Source organism: Streptomyces griseoviridis (assembly GCF_005222485.1).
Taxonomy (GTDB): domain Bacteria; phylum Actinomycetota; class Actinomycetes; order Streptomycetales; family Streptomycetaceae; genus Streptomyces; species Streptomyces hintoniae.
This window is the reverse complement of record NZ_CP029078.1, coordinates 7,259,176-7,278,682: the sequence shown is the minus strand read 5'-3', so window position 1 is coordinate 7,278,682 and position 19,507 is coordinate 7,259,176. Positions and strand designations below refer to the sequence as shown.

The following is a 19,507-nucleotide window of genomic DNA, read 5'->3' as shown; positions in this document are numbered from 1 at the left end:
CTGAATTTTCCCGGTGTTAACGTGCCGCCCCGCGTCCCCACGCGGTCCCCACAAGCACCAGCGCGCCGCCCGCCAGGCCCCACACCCCGAGCCGCTCCCCGCCGAGCGCGATGCCCGCCGTGGCGGCCCAGAGCGGCTCGGTGCCGAGCAGCAGGCTGACCCGGGAGGGCGAGGTCCTGCGCACGGCCCACATCTGGACGAAGAACGCGAAGAGGGTGCAGCACACCGCGAGAAAGAGCAGCCCGGCCCACTCCCGCGCCCCGAACCCGGCGGCCGTCGCCCATGGGGTGGCTCCCCCGCCGCCCGCCGACAGGATCGCGAACACGACGACGGCGGTGGTGAGTTGGACGGTGGTGAGCGGGAGCGCGGCGGCGCCCCTGATGCCCTTCAGACGGGCCATGGCGAGCACGTGCAGGGTGCGCGCGAGGGCCGCGAGCAGCATCAGCAGATCACCGGCGCCCGGACGGCTGAGGCCGCCGTTCTGGGTGAGCAGGAGGACGCCGAGCACGGAGAGTCCGGCCGCGGCGAGGAAGGCGCGGGAGGGCCGGGTGCGGGTGACGGCGGCCTCGGCGAGCGGGGTGAAGATCATGGTCAGGCTGATGATGAGGCCCGCGTTGGTCGCCGAGGTGTGCACGAACCCGTAGGTCTCCAGCAGGAAGATCCCGCCGAGGATCAGCCCGAGCAGCCCGGCCCCGCGCCACTGCGCGGCGGTCAGTGCCAGGAGCGCCCGCCGTCCGACGACCACCAGCACGGGCACGACGACGGCGAACCGCAGCACCAGGACCGCCAGCACCGTCCTCGCGGTGGTGATGTCCTTGGCGGCGAGATAGCTCGCGCCCCAGACGACCGCCACCAGCAGCAGGGGCAGATCGGTCAGCCAGGCACGGCGGGGCGCGACGGCGCGCGGCAGGGCGATCGACGACATGGGGGCGGCTCTCCCGGTCTCCGAGGGGCGGACGGAGACGGCGGCGGCTCACGTGCTCAGCGCTCACGGTACCCAGCGGAGGCGTCGCCGACCAGATGTTTCCGGGGCCGCCGTACCGGTGACCCCGGCCACCCCGCCGACGCCACCGGCAGAACCCGGTCGACGGCTCCGGCAGACCCCGGCCGTCGCGGGATGCCCCCGGCACCGACCCGCCCCGCGAGCGGCCACCCCTGACGGCCCGGACGGGCCGGGGAGGAGCCGGGAAGGGGCCCCTGGGAACCTCCCGGCCGCCGGCCGCCAGCAGCCGGTCCCGGCAGCCGGTGGCTGGTGGGCCGTGGCTGGTGGCCGGTGGGCCGTGGCCGGCGGCCGGTGGCCTCCCGCCCGGTTCTCAGATCACTGGCCGCCCAGCTCCTGGTGCCTCGCCGTCAGGGACGCCTCGCCCGTCTCCGTGAGGGAGCCGTGCAGGCGCAGGCGGGAGATGCCGCCGTCGGGATAGATGTCCACGCGCGCGTGCGTGCCGATCGCCGGGACCGGCAGGACGAAGCGGTGGTTGGTGTCGGGCTGGAGGCGGGTGCGCGGGAGGATCTCGCGCCACTCGCCCGTCGCACCGCCGTCGGCGTCCTGCACGGACACCGACGCCCACCCCGCGCTGTTCCCCTTCAGGTACGCGGTGTCGATCTCCACGGCGCGGATCTGGGCCTGGGCGGCCAGTCGGTAGGCGATCCAGTCGTTGCCCTGGTCGCGGCGGCGGCGGGTCTCCCAGCCGTCGTCCATCTTGCGGGAGCGGCCGGGCTGGATGGTGTTGGTCGCGGGCGAGTAGAAGAGGTTCGACGCGTCCTCGACCCGGCCGCCGTTCTCCAGGGCGACGACGTCGAAGGTGCCGAGGGCGGCCAGCCACCGGGGGTCGGGCACGACCTCGCCGTAGACGCGCAGCCGGGCGATGCCGCCGTCCGGGTGCTGGCGGACCCGCAGGTGGGTGAAGCGCTGCTCAGCCGAGACGGCGAACCCGTTCGCGGCGTGCCCGCCGACCGGGGTGCGCGGCACGAGGGTCGTCCACTTGACGTCGTCGCCGAGGAGGTCCTCGGGGGACGGCGAGCCGGCCGCCGAGGCGGCCTCGACGGAGACCGCCTGCGGGTAGTTGCCGCGGAAGTGGGCGGTGTCGACGACGATGCCGCGGACCACGCCCGGTGCGCCGAGGCGGATCAGCGCCCAGTCGTGGTCGTCGGCGGTGGGCCAGGGGTGCTCGGCGGAGGTGCCGCGCCGGCGGCGGGTCTCCCAGCCGTCCATGACCTTGCCCTTGTGGCCGAAGTGCTCGGGGTCGAACTCGGCACGGCCCGGCACCAGGAGGTTCTCGCGCTGGGCGAAGAACTCGTCGTTCGCGGCGATGACCCCGGCGCCGAGCTGCCGGTCGGCGAGGTTGGCGTACTGGGTGAAGGGGAAGTCGGCCGTGCGGTAGTCCGCGTACGGGTCACCGCCTCCGTAGGGGTTCGCGTCGCCGGTGAAGCCAGGTGTCGCCGTCACGGTGATCAGGGTTTCCTTTCGGGAGTCGGCCGCTGCGGGTGCGAAGGGGCGCGCGGGGCGCCGGAGTTCAGGGGGTGCGGGTCAGCAGGTGGCCCTTCGGGGCGGTGAACTCGCCGCCTGCGACGACGCGTTCGCCGCGCAGCCAGGTCGACCTGACGACGCCGTGCAGGGTCTTGCCCGCGTACGCGGTGACGCGGTTGCGGTGCTGGAGGGCGGCCGGGTCGACGGTGAACGTCTCGTCCGGCGCGAGCACCGCGAAGTCGGCGTCGCGCCCTGGGGCGATGGCGCCCTTGCGGTCGAGTCCGGCCAGTCGTGAGGTGCGTTCGGACATCCAGCGCACCACGTCCTCCAGGCCGTGGCCGCGCGCGCGGGCGGCGGTCCAGACGGCGGCCAGGCTGAGTTGGAGGCCGGAGATGCCGCCCCAGGCGGTGGCGAAGTCGGCGGTCTTGAGGTCGGCGGTGGAGGGCGAGTGGTCGGTGACGACGCAGTCGATGGTGCCGTCGGCGAGCGCCCGCCACAGCAGATCCTGGTTGGCCGCCTCCCTGATGGGCGGGCAGCACTTGAACTCGCTTGCGCCGTCGGGTACTTCCTCGGCGGTGAGGGTGAGGTAGTGCGGGCAGGTCTCGACGGTGAGCCGGACGCCCTCCGCCTTGGCGGCGGCGATCAGCGGCAGCGCGTCCGCGGACGACAGATGCAGGATGTGCACCCGGGCATCGAAACGTTTCGCCTGCGCTATCAGGCGGGCGATCGCGGTGTCCTCGGCGTCCCGGGGCCGGGACGCGAGGAAGTCGGCATACCGGGGGCCGCCGCGCTGCGGGGCCGCCTCCAGGTGGTGCGGGTCCTCGGCGTGCACGATCAGCAGGCCGTCGAACGAGGCGATCTCGGCCAGCGCCGCGGCCAGCCGCTCCTCGTCGAGGTGCGGGAACTCCTCGACGCCCGACGGCGACAGGAACGCCTTGAAGCCGAACACGCCGGCCTCGTGCAGCGGGCGCAGGTCCTTGACGTTGTCGGGCAGGGCGCCGCCCCAGAAACCGACGTCGATGTGCGCCTTGGCGGCGGCGACCTCGCGCTTGACGCGGAGGTGGTCGACGGTGGTGGTCGGCGGGAGGGAGTTGAGCGGCATGTCCACCAGCGTGGTGATGCCGCCGGCCGCCGCCGCGCGGGTGGCGGTCCAGAACCCCTCCCACTCGGTGCGCCCCGGGTCGTTGACGTGCACATGGGTGTCGACCAGGCCGGGCAGCAGGACGTCGTCACCGAGGTCGGTCAGACGGGCGCCCGGCGGCACGTCGGTGTCGTACGGCAGGACGGCGGTGATCGTGCCGCCCGTGACCGCGACCGTGGCCGCGCGCGTCCCCTCGGGGGTGATGACGCGCGTCGAGCGCAGCACCAGTTCTACGTCGGACACCCAGGCCCCTCTCAGCCACCGCGTCACACCGCGGAAACGGGATTTACTTCCACGTAACGGAATTCAACTTTCTGTTGAAGGAGTCTTCACTCCGGGTACCACGTCGTCAAGAGCAGACCTTCCCCGCACGGACAGGTCGCCCACACCCTGGACGTTTCCACAAAGCGAAACTACACTTCCGTATCGCAGAACGTAGCTATCGAGAGCCGGGGAGTCAACCGACCGCCAGGTAGGCTTCTGCCCTTCCTGCCAGCCCCGAAAGGAACGCGACGTGCCGACGTCCAGCGCCAGCACCACCGACTCCGCCAGGTCCGCCTCCGGCGGGGTCCAGTCCCTCGAGCGCGCCTTCGACCTGCTGGAACGGATGGCCGACGCGGGCGGCGAGGTGGGTCTGAGCGAGCTGTCGGCGAGCAGCGGGCTGCCGCTGCCCACCATCCACCGCCTGATGCGTACCCTCGTGGCCTGCGGATACGTCCGCCAGCAGGCCAACAGGCGGTACGCGCTCGGCCCCCGGCTGATCCGCCTGGGCGAGTCCGCGTCCCGGCTGCTCGGCACCTGGGCCCGCCCCTACCTGGCCCGGCTGGTCGAGGAGACCGGCGAGACGGCGAACATGGCGCTCCTGGACGGCGACGAGATCGTCTACGTCGCCCAGGTGCCGTCGAAGCACTCGATGCGCATGTTCACCGAGGTCGGCCGGCGCGTGCTGCCGCACTCCACGGGCGTCGGCAAGGCGCTGCTCGCCGAGGTCCCCGACGACGAGGTGCGCGCCCTGCTCGGCAGGACCGGCATGCCGGCCGCGACGGACCGGACGATCACCACGGCCGACGGCTTCCTCACCGCCCTGGCGGAGGTACGGCGCCTCGGCTACGCGGTCGACGACAACGAGCAGGAGGTCGGCGTCCGCTGCCTGGCCGTCTCGGTCCCCGACTCCCCCACCGCCGCCGCGATCTCCATCTCGGGCCCGGCGGGCCGCGTCACGGAGTCGGCGACGGACCGCATCGTGCCGGTGCTCCAGCAGGTCGCGACGGAACTGTCCCAGGCGCTGACGGCCCAGAACCAGGGGTGAGCCGGGGCGGGACGCCGGGCGGCGAGGCCGCAGAGGTCACCGCGGCGGGACGCCGGACGGCGTGGCCGCAGAGAACGGCGAGGCCGGACGCCGGGCGGCGAGGCCGTAGGGGACGGCGGAGGCCGGCCACGGCTTGCCGGGGCCACCGGGACGGCCGGGGCCGACCAGCCAGCCGGCCGGCTAGCTTCTCGGCGACGACCCGGCCAACTGCTCGGCGGCGGCCCGGCTAGCTTCTCGGCGGCGGTCCGAAGAGGTCGACCGCTGTCCGGAGCGCCGTCAGGCCCGCCGCCAGGGCGCTCACCGAGCCCAGGGTGCTGGCGATCAGGAGCAGGGAGCGGCGCAGGCGGGGTATCTCCGGCGGGCCGGAGGCGACCATCGCGGCGAGGGTGGCGAGTTCCTCCTCGGCGATCGAGCGGTCGGGAAACTGCGCCGGATGCGTGGCGAGTTCGCGGCGTAACCGGGCGACCGCGGTCCGCAGGCCCGCCACCCGGGGATCCTCGCCGCTGCCGGTCACCGTTCTCTGCCCCAAGCTCCGCAACACAGTTCTCCCCCCGCACACGCCGGTGTGCGCCTGCCTGACGTATGCCCGTACACCGCGCCCATCACGCAGGTCGGCGCCTCGGGACGCCGGTCAGTAAACGCCACTCGGTGCCCGGTGCGCCACTGTGCGTGCCGAAATTCAGTCCCCGGGAACCCGGCGTACGCCCGGCGGTCGGGTATGCAGGACGCATGACGGAGAACGAGGACGCGGTGGTCGGCCTGGTGCTCGCCGCGGGGGGCGGACGGCGCCTCGGCGGGCGCCCCAAGGCACTGCTGACGCACCGGGGCAGACCGCTCGTGGAGCACACGGTCGGGGTGCTGCGCGCGGCGGGGTGCACGCGGGTGCACGTGGTGCTGGGGGCGCGCGCCGGTGCCGTCAGGGAGCGGGCCGATCTGGCCGGATGCGTGGTGGTGGAGAACCCGGAGTGGGAGCGGGGCATGGGTTCGTCGCTGCGGGCCGGGCTCGGCTCGCTCGCCGGGACCGGGGCGCGGGCGGCGCTGGTGTCGCTCGTGGACCAGCCGGGGATCGGGGCGGCGGCCGTGCGGCGGGTGCTGGCCGGATACCGGGACGAGTCGTCGCTGGTGGCGGCCTGTTACGCGGGGGTGCGCGGGCATCCGGTGCTGTTCGGGGCCGCGCACTGGGCGGGGATCGCGGAGGCGGCGACCGGTGACCAGGGGGCGCGCGCCTATCTGAAGGCGCACCGGGACGCGCTCGCGCTCGTCGAGTGCGGGGACGTCGCCCGGCCCTTCGACATCGACACGGCGGCGGATCTGGCGCACCTTGAGTGAACGGGGTGGCACGGAGCGCCACATTGGCTCGATCCGGAGAATCTCGACGTCAACAAACCATTGAACTTCCACGATGAGGAAACTAGTATCCACTGTTCAGAAGCGCTCTGACTCTCACCGGGGTGCCTCCCGCCCTGCCCGGGTCGACCGGCACCCGGTGCCACGCACGCTGAAGGAAGTGACAGATCATGTCCGCACCAGCGCCGTCCCCGCTGGCCGTCGTCCACGCCGAGCCGCTGCCCCGCCAGGAGGAGGTCCTCACGGACGCGGCCCTCGCCTTCGTGGCGGAGCTGCACCGGCGGTTCGCACCCCGGCGTGCCGAACTCCTCGCCCGCCGGGCGGAGCGCCGCGCCGAGATCGCCCGCACCTCCACGCTCGACTTCCTGCCGGAGACCGCCGCCGTCCGCGCGGACGACTCCTGGACGGTGGCCCCCGCCCCGGCCGCCCTGAACGACCGCCGCGTGGAGATCACCGGCCCCACCGACCGCAAGATGACCATCAACGCCCTCAACTCGGGCGCCCGGGTGTGGCTCGCGGACTTCGAGGACGCCTCCGCGCCGACCTGGGAGAACGTGATCCTCGGCCAGGTCAACCTGATCGACGCCTACACCAGGAACATCGACTTCACCGACGCCGGGTCGGGCAAGTCGTACGCGCTCAAGGACGACGCCGAACTGGCGACGGTCGTGATGCGTCCGCGCGGCTGGCACCTGAACGAGCGTCACCTCCTGGTCGACGGCGAGCAAGTGCCGGGCGCGCTGGTCGACTTCGGGCTCTACTTCTTCCACAACGCGCAGCGCCTGCTCGACCTCGGCAAGGGCCCGTACTTCTACCTCCCGAAGACGGAGTCGTACCTGGAGGCCCGCCTCTGGAACGACGTGTTCGTGTTCGCGCAGGAGTACGTGGGCGTCCCGCAGGGCTCGGTCCGCGCCACCGTCCTCATCGAGACGATCACCGCCGCGTACGAGATGGAGGAGATCCTCTACGAACTCCGCGACCACGCCTCCGGGTTGAACGCGGGGCGCTGGGACTACCTCTTCTCCATCGTCAAGAACTTCCGTGACGGCGGTACCAAGTTCGTCCTGCCGGACCGCAACGCGGTCACCATGACCGCCCCGTTCATGCGGGCGTACACCGAACTCCTCGTCCGCACCTGCCACAAGCGCGGCGCGCACGCCATCGGCGGCATGGCGGCCTTCATCCCGTCCCGGCGCGACGCCGAGGTCAACAAGATCGCCTTCGAGAAGGTCCGCGCCGACAAGGACCGCGAGGCGGGCGACGGCTTCGACGGCTCCTGGGTCGCCCACCCCGACCTGGTGCCGATCGCCATGGAGTCCTTCGACAAGGTGCTCGGCGACCGCCCCCACCAGAAGGACCGGCTGCGCGAGGACGTCCACGTCGAGGCCGCCGAGCTGATCGCCGTCGACTCGCTGAAGGCGAGCCCGACCTACGACGGCCTGGTCAACGCCGTCCAGGTGGGCATCCGTTACATCGAGGCGTGGCTGCGCGGACTCGGCGCGGTCGCCATCTTCAACCTCATGGAGGACGCGGCCACCGCCGAGATCTCCCGCTCGCAGATCTGGCAGTGGATCAACGCGGGCGTCGAGTTCGAGAACGGCGAGAAAGCCACGCCCGAGCTGGCCCGCCGGGTCGCCGCCGAGGAGCTGGAGAGCATCCGCGGGGAGATCGGCGCCGAGGCGTTCGCGGCCGGCCACTGGCAGCAGGCCCACGACCTGCTGCTCCAGGTCGCCCTCGACGACGACTACGCGGACTTCCTGACGCTGCCCGCGTACGAGCGGCTCGCCGACTGAGCGACCGCCCGCGCCCGGCGGGCTGACGACCCGTCATGTGTCCGAGTGGCCCAGGGACTTGCCCGGGGCCACTCGGTCGCGTACGGCCCGCTTCACCGCCGTCGGCTCCGGGAAGCCCTGTTCGCGGCGGTCCCAGACCACCTCGCCGTTCACCCGGACCGCGAAGACCCCGCCGGTGCCGGGGCGCAGCGCCAGCTCCGTCAGCTCGCTCTCGAAGGTGGTCAGCAGCTCCTGCGCCAGCCAGGCGGCGCGCGGCAGCCAGCGGCACTGCGTGCAGTACTCGATCTCGACCCGCTGTACGTCCGTCATCCCAGGTGGACCGTCCCGTCGTTCTCGACCGCCGGGGCGCCATGCAGGTCGGGGACCCGCTTGAGCCACTTCGGACGGCCCTGCTGTGTGCGTGCCGCGCGGAGGGCCTCCTCGGCGGCGCGTTCCTCCCGGCTCGGGAAGTCGGTGGGCAGCCAGGCGGCGGACGCCCGCACGCGCGCGTGCAGATAGCCGACGTACGCCTCGCGCGCCTCGGCGGCCGTCGGGAAGCCGGTCAGCCAGTCGTCGGGCACCTCGGCGACGACGGCGCGCAGCAGCTCCTCGGTGACCGCGGGCGCGAGCTGGGCGTCGGCCGCGCGCACGTCGGGCCCGTAGTGGCCGAGGGCGTGGTGGCGGAAGTCGTAGGTCTTCTCGGGCGCGGAGGTGTCCCAGCGGTGGTGGAAGACCAGCGCCGCGCCGTGGTCGATGAGCCACAGGTGCGGCGGGGCGGTGCCGAAGGTGGGCCAGATCATCAGGTTGGAGCTGTGCACCGTCCGGTCGACGTTCGCGGTGAACGCGTCGAGCCATACGATCCGGCCCGCCTCCAGCGGGTCCACCGGGAACTCCTCGGCGACCTCCGGGGTGAAGTCGCGGGCGCCCGGCAGATAGTCCATGCCGAGGTTGCGGCCGGCGCTCGCGGCGTGCAGGTCGCGCACCTCCTGGTGCGGCTCGTCGTCGGCGACGGCGGGGTCGAAGTCGACGAGCACCAGCTCGGGGAAGCGCAGCCCGAGCGCACGGGCCAGCTCACCGACGATCACCTCGGCGACCAGCGCCTTGCGGCCCTGCGCCGAGCCGGTGAACTTGACGACGTAGGTACCGAGATCGTCAGCCTCGAAAACCCCCGGGACGGACCCCCCGGAGCGCAGGGGTTCCACGTACCGGGTGGCGGTGACCTGTCGCAACATCTCCGGAACCGACCTCCCCTCTCACCCTCGTGCATAGTAACCACGGGTGATCACGAGCAAGGAACGGCCCGACCGCCCGGGGTTCCTGTCTCCAGGATGGGGGTGGGGCGGGCGGGGCGCAGGGTGGGGGCGAGTACGGCGGGACGAACGCCTCAGGATCGCCCGCGCGCCGGACACTCCGCCGGCCGACCTGGTGCGCCGCCCGGTCACCGGTGGATGCGAGTCACCGTCGTCGGCCGCACCGATAGCGACCGGCACCCACGGGCACCGCCCCGTTCGGGTAGTCCACCGTGATCGCCCTCCCCACCGCTCCCAGGGGCGACCGGCTGGGAACAGCGGCCGCGGACCACCGAGCGCCACCGGTCGCGCGCTGGGCTCGCATACAAACCCGGCGCAACTCCCAGGTGGGCGACTACAGTCAGTGCTCTCGCGCGTTGAACTCCGCAATGCGTGGCGACAGTTCGAGGAGGCTCTCCACCCGGAAGGTGGGGAGCCTCTCCGCTTCCTCGGTGTGCCACTGGATCGTCGCCCACGGGCCACGCCGGATCAGCGCGGTGTGCATCCCGGCCGCGGCGCCTGGGCGGAGGTCGTTGTCGACGCGGTCGCCGACGTAGAGGATCTCGCCGGGCTCAGCGGGGACGACTTCGGCGAGCCGGTGGAAGAACGCCGGGGCGGGCTTGCTGGCGCCCCAGTCGTCGCTGGTGGCGATCAAGTCGACGACAGGGGTGAACAGTTCGCGGAGTATCCGGCCGGCGCGCACGGTCTGGTTCCCGGCGATGCCCAGCCAGAGCCCGTCCGCCCGGAGTGCGGCGAGGGAGTCGCGGACGTCGGGGTAGAGGTCGTCCTCCCCGAAGCGCTCGGGTTGTCCCGCCGCGGCCCGGCGTTCCCGCTCGGCGTCGAGGTCGAAGCCGGGCTGGAACTCCTGGAAGACGTCGCGGTAGTCGCGGCCCCGCGCGATGACGGCGCCGAACATGGCGGCGAACGTGTGGCGGGGGACGCCGAGCCAGTCGGCCCAGGTGCCGTACTCCCGCGTCTCGTCCACCAGGCATTCACCGACGTCGAAGACCACCGCGCGCATCACGGGCCCGACGATATCCGGCGGTTGGGCGTGCGGTGTTGGAGCGCTGTACGGGGAGTGGGCGGCGGCGCACCCGGGCACGGGTCGGCCCCGCCGGTGCGGGGATCGTTCGCGGCAGACATCTGTCGTCGTGCGCGACGGGCTGTCGGTCCCGCCATCGCGGTCGCCCTCCCCGCACGGCGCGGCCTCCTCGCCGAGCCGTCGCACAAGCATCCCTGTCCGCGCCCCCGTTGAACCGTTCCTCGCCCCGTCCCGTTGCCCTGTTCGCGGACGCTCATGTGAGGTCGGGGCGGTGGGCGGGGCGCGTGCACGGGAGGGCCGGCGCGTCGTTCTGGTCTCGTCGCCCTCGGGGTCGCGTGGGCCGGCTCCGTGGCGGTCGGTGCGGGGCGTGGGGTGAGAGGTCCGCGTCCGTGGGTTCCGGTCGTCCCCCTCAGTACCGTCCCTTGAGGAGTGACCTCCATGGCGTTCACCGTCCACCGCGCGAGAGCGCATCTGACCAGGCGTTCCGTCGGTATCGGCGCCGCCATCGGGCTTGTGCTCGGTACCGTCGGCGGCGGGATCGTGCTCAGTCAGCGGCCCGGACTCTCCCTGGCGGGCGACGCGGTGAGCGGCCGGATCACCGGTTTCGCCGACAAGTGCGTCGACGTCGACGAAGGCAACCCCGCGAGCGGCACCCGGGTTCAGCTGTACGACTGCAACGGCACCGAGGCCCAGCAGTGGACCAACCCGGGTGACGGGACCCTGCGGGCGTTCGGCAAGTGTCTGGACGTCCGGGACGGCAGCACGGCCGACGCCGCCGACGTCCAACTGTGGGACTGCAACGGCACGGCAGCCCAGCAGTGGGTGATCACCGAGGCCAAGGACATCGTCAACCCGGCCGCGGACAAGTGCCTGGACGTGCGCGCGTACAACAGCGCCAACCGCACGCCGTTGCAGATCTGGCCCTGCCAGGGCGCCGCCAACGAGAAGTGGAACGTGACGGCGGGCGGCTCCTCCTCGGCGCCCGCCCCTGAGCGTCCCGCGCCCGTCCCTGAGGGCGGTGACGGCGGATTCGTCGTCAGCCAGGCGCAGTTCGACCAGATGTTCCCGCACCACAATCCCGTCTACACCTACGAGGGGCTGCGGGCCGCGCTGAGCGCCTACCCGGCCTTCGCCACCTCGGGCGACGACGCCGTGAAGAAGCGGGAGGCCGCCGCCTTCCTCGCCAACGTGAACCACGAGACCGGCGGTCTGGTGCACGTCGTCGAGCAGAACACGGCCAACTACCCGGCGTACTGCGACGCGAGCCAGCCCTACGGCTGCCCGGCGGGGCAGGCCGCCTACTACGGCCGCGGCCCGATCCAGCTCAGCTGGAACTACAACTACAAGGCGGCGGGCGACGCGCTCGGCATCGACCTGCTGAACAACCCGGGGCTGGTGGAGAGCGACTCGTCGGTCGCCTGGAAGACCGGCCTCTGGTACTGGAACACGCAGTCCGGGCCCGGTTCGATGACCCCGCACGACGCCGTCGTCAACAACGCGGGCTTCGGCCAGACCGTCCGCTCCATCAACGGCGCCCTGGAGTGCGACGGCAAGTACCCGGCCGAGGTGCAGAGCCGGGTGGACTCCTACCTGGGCTTCACCCGGATCCTCGGCGTCGATCCTGGCGGCAGCCTCTCCTGCTGAGGAAGGCGGCGTTCCGGCCGCGCGGTCCGCACCCGCGGGCCCCGCGGCCGGGCGGCTACCCGCCGGCCGCCAGCGGGTTCGGCAACGGCAGGTAGCGGGCGTCGGCGCCGTCCGCGCCGGTCCAGCGCAGCAGCAGGTTGGTCTTGCCCGGCAGCGTCGGGGCCGTGAGCAGCGCGGCGGCCTCGGGCAGCCCGTGTCCGGCGAGGTGGCGGCGGGCGGCGGGCCACGGGTCGAAGCCGGGACGGTGTTCCGTGAGGGCGCCGGCGATCTCCATGAGGTTGTTGACGACCAGGCAGTAGACGAGCCGCTCCCAGCCCGCCTCCCTGGTGACGTCGGGCAGCAGTTTCACGCCTTCCGCGTCGCGGAACAGGGCCTGCGCGGGCAGTCCCGCCGCGTCCACGGCGACCAGGGTGTTCTGCAGGTGCGCCTCGATCACCACGCCGTGGTCGGCGAACGCCGTCAGCGCGGGCGGCACCACCTGCGCGAGGTACGCCTCCCACCAGGCCGCCGGGTCGGCCCGCTCCAGCGGGCTGCCGGGGAACCCCTCGACCAGGCCCGCCGCGAGCAGCGGGGTGGTGCCGGGCCGCAGATGGCCGCCGAAGCCGTCGCGGACCAGGACGGCGAGTTCCTCGAAGGCGAAGTCGGCGGTGCGGTGGCCGCGGTCGGCGAGCCAGGCGGCCGGTCCTGGCCCCGCGGCGAACGCGGCGCCCGCCGCGGTGTCGACGCGGCGGAGTTTCAGCAGGTCGTGGTGCCAGAGCCGGCGGATGTCGTTGGTGATGCGGACGTCGAGGCTGAACTTCAGGAAGAGGTCGCGGCCCGGCGTGTACACGGTGCGCACGGCGGCGGTCGGCCAGCCGTCGTCGGCGGTGGTGCCGAGGTGGATCAGACGGCCGTCGGCGAAGGCGTCCGCGAGCGAGTGGCCCACCAGGTCGAGCTGCCAGGGGTGGGCGGGCAACAGCCGGTAGCCGGGCGGGGCCGTGCCGAGGGCGTCGAGCGCGGAGGTGTCGCCGTCCTCGACGACGGTGTCCTCGCGCACCCCGAGCAGGGTCAGCGGGAACGCGGCGTACGCCTCGGGCGCGTACGGGAGCCAGCCCGCCACCGGGCCGCCGCCGCGCGCCTTGGGCGCCGGGTGGTAGGGGTGCCCGGTGAGGAGGGACTGCTCGGAGCGCCGGTACGGGTCGGCGGGCGGCGTCGCCGCGTCGCGCGCGGTGAGCAGCGCGGCCACCGCGGCGCGGCTGTCGGCGATCTCGGCGGGCAGCTCGTGGTGGGCGAGGCCGGTCCGCTCGCGCAGCTCGTCGGCGACGAGTTTGACCAGGTCGGCGTGGTCGAGCCGGTGCCAGTCGCCGTCGGCGAACACCTCGGGCTCGGTGGGTCTGCGGGTGCCGCGCACCCGCAGCAGGCGGTCGGCGCCCGGCAGCAGGTGCACCGGTCGCCCCGCGTCGCTCGGGCGGGGCAGGGCGACCTCGCGCAGGAGGCAGTTCAGCAGCGGGGCGACGGCGTAGGCGTCCACGCGGGCGGCGGCGTCACTGTCGGGCCGGGGCTTGGGTTCCACGCGCTTCCACTCGTTCCGTTCGTTCCGTGAGGTCCGTTCGGACGCCGACGATCAGTATGGATGCCGTCACCGCACGTTCGTGACGCCCGACCCGTACCCGAGGAGACTCCCCGTGCACCGTCCCCACCCGACCGAGTCCGACGTCGCCGCCGAGCTGGCCGTCGTGCGTCAGGACCTGGAGCCACGGTACGCGGCACAGCTGCCGGGCGCGCGGGCGGCCGTGCTGACCCGGCTGTGGCGGGCGCTCGCCCATGAGCCGTTGCCGTGGATCGGCGGCCGTAATCCAGGGCGGGACGGGCTCACCGTGCGGCTGCGGGACGGCCGGCTGCTGGAGGGCCCGGTGGCGGACCCGTACGCCACCGCCACCTATGTGCGGGCGGTGCGGCTCGACGGTGTCCCGCACGACCATCCGGCGCGGCTGGTCACCGAGCTGGGCATGCCGCACGGCACCGAGTTCGCGGCCGAACTCGCGCACAGCGTCGCCTCGTTGGCGCTGTCCCGGGCCGGGCAGGGAGCGGACGACGACGATCAGGAGGCGGGCGGCGACAGCGAGCCGGACGGTCGGCGGGAGCCAGGCGGTCAGCCGTCGGGCGGTGATCCGTGGCCGGTGGCCGACTGGGAGTGGGAGCAGCGGGTCGTGGACGGGCATCCGTACCACCCCAACTGCCGTTCCCGGCCCGGGTTCTCGGTGGCCGAGCAACTGGCCTACGGGCCCGAGCACCGGCCGCTTGTAGAGCTGGCGCTGGTGCCGGTGCCGGCGGCCGAGTGCCTGATGTCGGGGGTGTGGCCGCAGGAACTGCGGGACGGGGGAGAGCTGTTGCTGCCGGTGCATCCGTGGCAGGCGGCGCACGTCCTGAAGCGGGCCGGTGAACAGGCCGTCGTGGCGCATCCGTTGATGTCGCTCAGGACGCTCGCGGTGCCCGGTGGTCCGCATGTCAAGACGGCGCTGAGCGCCCGGCTGACGTCGTCCGTGCGGGACATCTCCGGGTACTCGATCGAGGTCGCGGCGGTGCTGTCGGAGTTCGCGGAGTCCCTGGCGGCCCGCTCGGAGGGGCTGTTGCACATGACGCGGACGCTGGGGGCCGCGACCGCGAACTCGCCTGATCTGGCGGCGGTGCTGCGCGAGTCGCCGCAGGTGTACGCGGACTGCGCGCGGGGTGAGCGGGTGGTGCCGGTGGCCGCGCTCGCCACCACACGGCTTACCGCATCCCCGGGCTGGCTCGCGGACTTCGCGCGGCTGGCGGTGACGGTGGGGCTCCGGCTCCTCGAACAGGGCGTGGCGCTGGAGGCGCACGGGCAGAACCTGCTGGTGGTGCTGTCCGCCGACGGCGCCCCGCTGCGGCTGGTCTACCGCGACCTCGCCGACATCCGGGTGAGCCCGGCGCGGCTGCGGCGGCACGGCATCCCGGTGCCCGAGCTGTCCGGACGGGTCGTCACGGATGACGAAACGACGTTGCGCCGGAAGCTGTTCGGCTCCCTGGTGGCCGGCGCGCTCGCCGCCACGGCGGGTTCGGCCCCCGCGCTGCGGGACGCGCTGGCCGCGGCGGTACGGGATCTGCCGCGCACCCCCGATCTGACGGCGCTGCTCGAAGAGGAGCTGCCCACCAAGGCGCTGACGCTGATGCGGCTTTCGCCCGGCACCCCGGGGGACCAGTGGACGGCACTGCCCAACCCCCTTCGCTGAGGGCCGTGTTCGGCCGGTCCTCGCCCCTGTGCTGACGACTCGTTTTGGAGCCCGGCGTCTTCGATCAATAGGATCCGCCGATGATCAGAAGACAACGGCTGGCGTCCGGGGCGCTCGCCCTGCTCGCCACTCTGGCGGCCGGGCTCGCGTTCCCCGGCGCTGCGGCGGCCGGCGAACCCACGGGCGAGAGCGCTCCGAAGGTCGACCTCGTCCTCGATGTCAGCGGGTCCATGCGGACCCGGGACATCGACGGCGGGACTCGGATGGCGGCGGCGAAACAGGCGTTCAACGAGGTCCTCGACGCGACACCGGAAGAGGTGGAGCTGGGCATCCGCACGCTCGGCGCCGACTACCCGGGCGACGACCGGAAGACGGGCTGCAAGGACACCGCGCAGCTCTATCCGGTGGGCCCCCTGGACCGCACCGAGGCGAAGTCCGCGGTGGCGACGCTCTCGCCCACCGGGTGGACGCCGATCGGGCCCGCCCTGCTGAAGGCCGCCGACGACCTGGACGCGGGCGACGGCTCGAAGCGGATCGTGCTGATCAGCGACGGCGAGGACACCTGCGCCCCGCTCGACCCGTGCGAGGTGGCGCGTGAGATCGCCGCCCGGGGTATCGGGCTGACCATCGACACGCTGGGCCTGGTGCCCAACACCAAGCTCCGCAAGCAGCTCAGCTGCATCGCCGAGGCGACCGGCGGCACCTACACCTCCGTCGAGCACACCGACGAACTCACCGACAAGGTGAACCAGTTGGTGGACCGGGCGGCCGACCCGGTGGTGACGCCGGTGGCGACCGAGGGGGCCGCGCAGTGCGCGAAGGCGCCCACGCTCAAGTCCGGCCTGTACACGGACCGCGAGGAGTTCTCGCAGCAGCGCTGGTACCGCGTGGACGTCAACCCCGGTCAGGAGCTGCGGGCTTCGGTGAGCGTGGCGTCCGACCGGGCGGTGAACCCGGACTACGGGCTGCTGCTGCGGGCGGTGACGACGCACGGCCGGGAGATCGTGCGCGGTGAGGCGGCGGGCAACGGCCGTACCGACGTGATCTCGACGGGCCTGCGCTACCCGAAGGCGGAGAGCGACGACGACGAGGCACCGGCAGAGTCGGTCTGCCTCCAGGTCACCAACGCGTTCTCGGCGCCGTCCGGCGTGAAGACCACGCCCGGTATGCCGCTGGAGCTGACCGTGGACGTGGTCGACGGCCCCTCGCAGGCCAGCGACGTGGCGGCCTTCGGGCTCGGCCGCGGCTGGTGGCTGCTCGGGGTGCTGGTCCTGGTCGGCTTCCTCGCCGGTCTGCTGTGGGGCTGGGTGTCACGCTGGCGGGTCGCGGTCTGGAGGACCAACTGATGCGGTTCACACGAGTGTTGAGCGTCGCCCTGCTGGCGCTCGGATGCGCGGCGGGTCCGGCGGCGGCCGACTCCTCGCCGTCGCCGAGCGCCTCGGACGGCGGCTCCGTGCCCACCCGGGCGGGCACGTCGTTCCGTACGGCGACCGAGATCGAACTGGACCAGCGGGCGACGGCGAGCGCCTCCGCGGGCGACTACCTGTACTGGTCGTTCGCGGCGGACGCCGAGCACCGTCCGACCGTGCGCGCGACGGTGAAGCTGCCGGACGCGCACACCGCGCAGACCTGGCAGGTCGACGTGTACGACGGTCTGCGGCGCCGTCAGGCCTGCCAGTACGGGGCGCAGACGCGCACCGCGGCGCAGGGCACCGCCTCCCTCGACCTGACCTGTGTGCTGCGCACGGTGCGGGCCTGGTCGGAGCCGTGGGCCGACGACCCGCTGCCGGGCACGTACTACGTCCGGCTGACGGCGATCGGGCTGCCCGCGTCGGACCTGGGGCTGCCGGTGTCGACGTCGGTCGAGGTCGGCGCCGAGAACATCGGCGGCGCGGCGGCGGTGGACGGCTCGCTCGCCCAGCCGCTGGTGCCCGGCATCGCGGTCACCTCGCGGCAGGACGACGAGGACACCTCGAAGAAGTCGGCGGTGCTGTCCAGCATCGAGCCGGACGGCGGCTGGTCCTCCGGCTGGTGGTCGAGCCGCTGGGTGTGGACCGGCGTGGGCGGGGTGCTGGCGGCGCTGGCCGGCATCGGCGGCTACGCCCTGACCCGGGGGACGGGACGCCCGTCGCGGATCCCGCCGGGTGCCTAGCGACCTGACGAACCCTCAGAAGGCCCGCCCGGTGCGGGCCTTCTGCGTCTCCCACGCCGGGACGGTCCCGGGCGTCGCCCCCGTCACGCGCCCCGCCCGGACGCCCCTCGCTGCCCCACCACCGATTCCCGGCTCCTCCCCCGCCGCGCCCCCGGCCCCTCAGACGTCCCGCAACAGTGCCTTCGCCAGCGGGCCTTCGCCGGTGACGGTGATCCGCCCGTCGCGCACGGCGTCGAGCAGCCCTGTCTCCCCGCGGCTGACGGCGGCGCAGGTGGCGGAGTCCACCGTCAGCCGGGCGTCGGGTTCGGTCGGCGCGGGTCCCTCGCCGTAGACGGGACCGTCCTCGGCGCCGACATGGAGGTGGAAGTCGCCTTCCTCCAGGCGCACTTCGACGAGACCGGTCCCTTCGAGGAGGCGCAGCAGCGGCAGCGCGAACCAGTGGGCGCGGACCGCGTCGGTGGGCCGCCGCTCCCCCAGCTCGGCCCGCCCCCAGCCGCTGAGCGCCACGAGGACGGGCAGCAACTCCCTTCCGCGCCCGGTCAGTTCGTAGACGTAGGCGGCGCCGGGCGGGGGCAGCCTGCGGCGGGTCGTGAGGCCGTCGCGTTCCATGTCCTTGAGCCGTGAGGCGAGGACGTCCGTGCTCACGCCCGGCAGATCCGCGTGCAGGTCCGTGTAGCGGCGCGGACCGGCGAGGAGTTCGCGGACGATCAGCAGGGTCCAGCGGTCGCCGACGACGTCCAGGGCGCGGGCGGCGGAGCAGTACTGGTCGTAGCTTCTGCGCGGTGACATGCGACGCAGTCTAGACATGTTGTTGGACTTTCCAAGCGGACACTTGGTAAAACCAAGCAACACAAGTTCTCTGAGGGGAAGCGGCGCATGGAGTTCCGGCAGTCGAACAAGCTCAGCGAGGTCTGCTACGAGATCCGCGGCCCGGTGATCGAGCACGCCGACGCGCTGGAGGAGGCGGGGCACAGCGTGCTGCGCCTCAACACGGGCAACCCCGCCCTGTTCGGCTTCGAGGCGCCCGAGGAGATCCTCCAGGACATGATCCGGATGCTCCCGCGGGCGCACGGCTACACCGACTCGCGGGGCGTCCTGTCGGCCCGGCGCGCGGTCGCCCAGCGCTACCAGGCGCTCGGTCTCGACGTCGACGTCGACGACGTCTTCCTCGGCAACGGCGTCTCGGAGCTGGTCTCGATGGCCGTCCAGGCGCTGATCGAGGACGGCGACGAGATCCTCGTCCCCGCTCCGGACTTCCCGCTGTGGACGGCGGTGACGACCCTGGCGGGCGGCAAGGCGGTCCACTACCTCTGCGACGAACAGGCCGACTGGTACCCCGACCTGGACGACATGGCGGCGAAGATCACCGACCGCACCAAGGCCGTCGTCATCATCAACCCGAACAACCCCACCGGCGCGGTCTACCCGAAGGAGATCGTCGAGGGCATCCTCGACCTGGCCCGCGTCCACGGCCTGATGGTCTTCGCCGACGAGATCTACGACCAGATCCTCTACGACGACGCCGTGCACCACTCGGCCGCGGCGCTCGCCCCCGACCTCGTCGTCCTCACCTTCTGCGGCCTCTCCAAGACGTACCGGGTGGCGGGCTTCCGCTCCGGCTGGCTGGTCGTCACCGGGCCCAAGCAGCACGCGCGCAGCTATCTGGAGGGCCTCACCATGCTGGCCTCCATGCGGCTGTGCCCCAACGCGCCCGCCCAGTACGCCATCCAGGCCGCGCTCGGCGGCCGGCAGTCCATCCGCGACCTGACCAGGCCGGGCGGCAGGCTGCACGAGCAGCGGAACGTGGCCTGGGAGAAGCTGAACGAGATCCCCGGGGTCTCCTGCGTGAAACCCAAGGGGGCGCTGTACGCGTTCCCGCGCATCGACCCCAAGGTGCATCCGATCGTCGACGACGAGAAGTTCGTCCTCGACCTGCTGCTGCGGGAGAAGATCCAGGTCGTCCAGGGCACCGGCTTCAACTGGCCGACCCCGGACCACTTCCGCATCCTGACCCTGCCGCACGCGGACGACCTGGAGGCGGCGATCGGCCGGATCGGGCGGTTCCTGAGCGGGTACCGGCAGTAGCCGCCACCCGAGACGCCCCGGCG

At 73.0% G+C, this 19,507-nt stretch carries 17 protein-coding genes; 8 read left to right on the top strand and 9 right to left on the bottom strand.

What is annotated here, in order from left to right; translation table 11 throughout:
* Positions 1–16: 16 nt before the first annotated feature.
* The 3 genes from DDJ31_RS31530 to allB form a co-directional block, all read right to left on the bottom strand.
* On the bottom strand, positions 17–925 hold the full coding sequence (locus DDJ31_RS31530; RefSeq protein WP_127177012.1) for a DMT family transporter: 909 nt from the start codon (positions 923–925) through the stop codon (positions 17–19).
* Between the two features lie 393 nt (positions 926–1,318).
* Positions 1,319–2,446, bottom strand: a complete 1,128-nt coding sequence (alc, locus tag DDJ31_RS31525; protein ID WP_127177013.1) for an allantoicase — start codon at positions 2,444–2,446, stop codon at positions 1,319–1,321.
* 67 nt (positions 2,447–2,513) lie between these two features.
* The gene (allB, locus tag DDJ31_RS31520) at positions 2,514–3,851 is read right to left on the bottom strand and encodes an allantoinase AllB (RefSeq protein ID WP_127177014.1); all 1,338 of its coding nucleotides are present in this window, start codon (positions 3,849–3,851) and stop codon (positions 2,514–2,516) included.
* 271 nt (positions 3,852–4,122) lie between these two features.
* On the opposite strand from allB, the gene DDJ31_RS31515 reads away from it, so the two are divergent.
* A complete protein-coding gene (locus DDJ31_RS31515) occupies positions 4,123–4,917 on the top strand; it encodes an IclR family transcriptional regulator (RefSeq protein WP_127177015.1) in 795 nt (264 codons plus the stop codon).
* A gap of 226 nt (positions 4,918–5,143) precedes the next feature.
* On the opposite strand, the gene DDJ31_RS31510 is transcribed toward DDJ31_RS31515, so the two are convergent.
* Positions 5,144–5,458, bottom strand: coding sequence for a DUF5955 family protein (locus tag DDJ31_RS31510; protein ID WP_127177016.1), 315 nt, complete (start codon positions 5,456–5,458; stop codon positions 5,144–5,146).
* A 188-nt stretch (positions 5,459–5,646) separates the two neighbouring features.
* On the opposite strand from DDJ31_RS31510, the gene DDJ31_RS31505 reads away from it, so the two are divergent.
* Positions 5,647–6,246 (top strand): nucleotidyltransferase family protein, encoded by a 600-nt coding sequence (locus tag DDJ31_RS31505; protein WP_127177017.1) that lies wholly within the window; start codon positions 5,647–5,649, stop codon positions 6,244–6,246.
* 188 nt (positions 6,247–6,434) lie between these two features.
* Positions 6,435–8,057, top strand: coding sequence for a malate synthase A (gene aceB, locus DDJ31_RS31500; RefSeq protein ID WP_127177018.1), 1,623 nt, complete (start codon positions 6,435–6,437; stop codon positions 8,055–8,057).
* 33 nt (positions 8,058–8,090) lie between these two features.
* On the opposite strand, the gene DDJ31_RS31495 is transcribed toward aceB, so the two are convergent.
* The 3 genes from DDJ31_RS31495 to DDJ31_RS31485 all read right to left on the bottom strand — a co-directional run bounded on the left by DDJ31_RS31495 (position 8,091) and on the right by DDJ31_RS31485 (position 10,349).
* Entirely contained in the window at positions 8,091–8,366 is a 276-nt protein-coding gene (locus DDJ31_RS31495; RefSeq protein ID WP_127177019.1) for a SelT/SelW/SelH family protein, read from the bottom strand.
* Complete coding sequence (locus tag DDJ31_RS31490; RefSeq protein WP_127177020.1) at positions 8,363–9,268, bottom strand: HipA family kinase; 906 nt, start codon at positions 9,266–9,268, stop codon at positions 8,363–8,365. Before DDJ31_RS31490 ends, DDJ31_RS31495 begins: the two co-directional genes overlap by 4 nt.
* Before the next feature lie 418 nt (positions 9,269–9,686).
* A complete protein-coding gene (locus DDJ31_RS31485) occupies positions 9,687–10,349 on the bottom strand; it encodes an HAD family hydrolase (protein WP_171480931.1) in 663 nt (220 codons plus the stop codon).
* Positions 10,350–10,805: 456 nt separating this feature from the next.
* Here DDJ31_RS31485 and DDJ31_RS31480 point away from each other — a divergent pair, with 456 nt between their 5' ends.
* Entirely contained in the window at positions 10,806–12,011 is a 1,206-nt protein-coding gene (locus DDJ31_RS31480; RefSeq protein ID WP_127177021.1) for a chitinase, read from the top strand.
* A 55-nt stretch (positions 12,012–12,066) separates the two neighbouring features.
* Here DDJ31_RS31480 and DDJ31_RS31475 read toward each other — a convergent pair whose 3' ends face one another.
* The gene (locus DDJ31_RS31475; RefSeq protein WP_127177022.1) at positions 12,067–13,563 is read right to left on the bottom strand and encodes an IucA/IucC family protein; all 1,497 of its coding nucleotides are present in this window, start codon (positions 13,561–13,563) and stop codon (positions 12,067–12,069) included.
* Between the two features lie 112 nt (positions 13,564–13,675).
* On the opposite strand from DDJ31_RS31475, the gene DDJ31_RS31470 reads away from it, so the two are divergent.
* From DDJ31_RS31470 to DDJ31_RS31460, 3 genes are all read left to right on the top strand, one after another.
* Positions 13,676–15,247 (top strand): IucA/IucC family protein, encoded by a 1,572-nt coding sequence (locus DDJ31_RS31470; RefSeq protein ID WP_127177023.1) that lies wholly within the window; start codon positions 13,676–13,678, stop codon positions 15,245–15,247.
* A gap of 80 nt (positions 15,248–15,327) precedes the next feature.
* A complete protein-coding gene (locus DDJ31_RS31465) occupies positions 15,328–16,593 on the top strand; it encodes a VWA domain-containing protein (protein ID WP_127177024.1) in 1,266 nt (421 codons plus the stop codon).
* A complete protein-coding gene (locus DDJ31_RS31460; protein WP_127177025.1) occupies positions 16,593–17,399 on the top strand; it encodes a hypothetical protein in 807 nt (268 codons plus the stop codon). The genes DDJ31_RS31465 and DDJ31_RS31460 overlap by 1 nt, the downstream gene beginning before the upstream one ends.
* Positions 17,400–17,558: 159 nt before the next feature.
* Here DDJ31_RS31460 and DDJ31_RS31455 read toward each other — a convergent pair whose 3' ends face one another.
* Positions 17,559–18,188, bottom strand: a complete 630-nt coding sequence (locus DDJ31_RS31455) for a winged helix-turn-helix transcriptional regulator (protein WP_127177026.1) — start codon at positions 18,186–18,188, stop codon at positions 17,559–17,561.
* 87 nt (positions 18,189–18,275) lie between these two features.
* On the opposite strand from DDJ31_RS31455, the gene DDJ31_RS31450 reads away from it, so the two are divergent.
* Positions 18,276–19,484: a pyridoxal phosphate-dependent aminotransferase gene (locus DDJ31_RS31450; RefSeq protein ID WP_127177027.1), complete on the top strand. Its 1,209-nt coding sequence runs from the start codon at positions 18,276–18,278 to the stop codon at positions 19,482–19,484.
* The last annotated feature ends 23 nt before the right edge of the window (positions 19,485–19,507 follow it).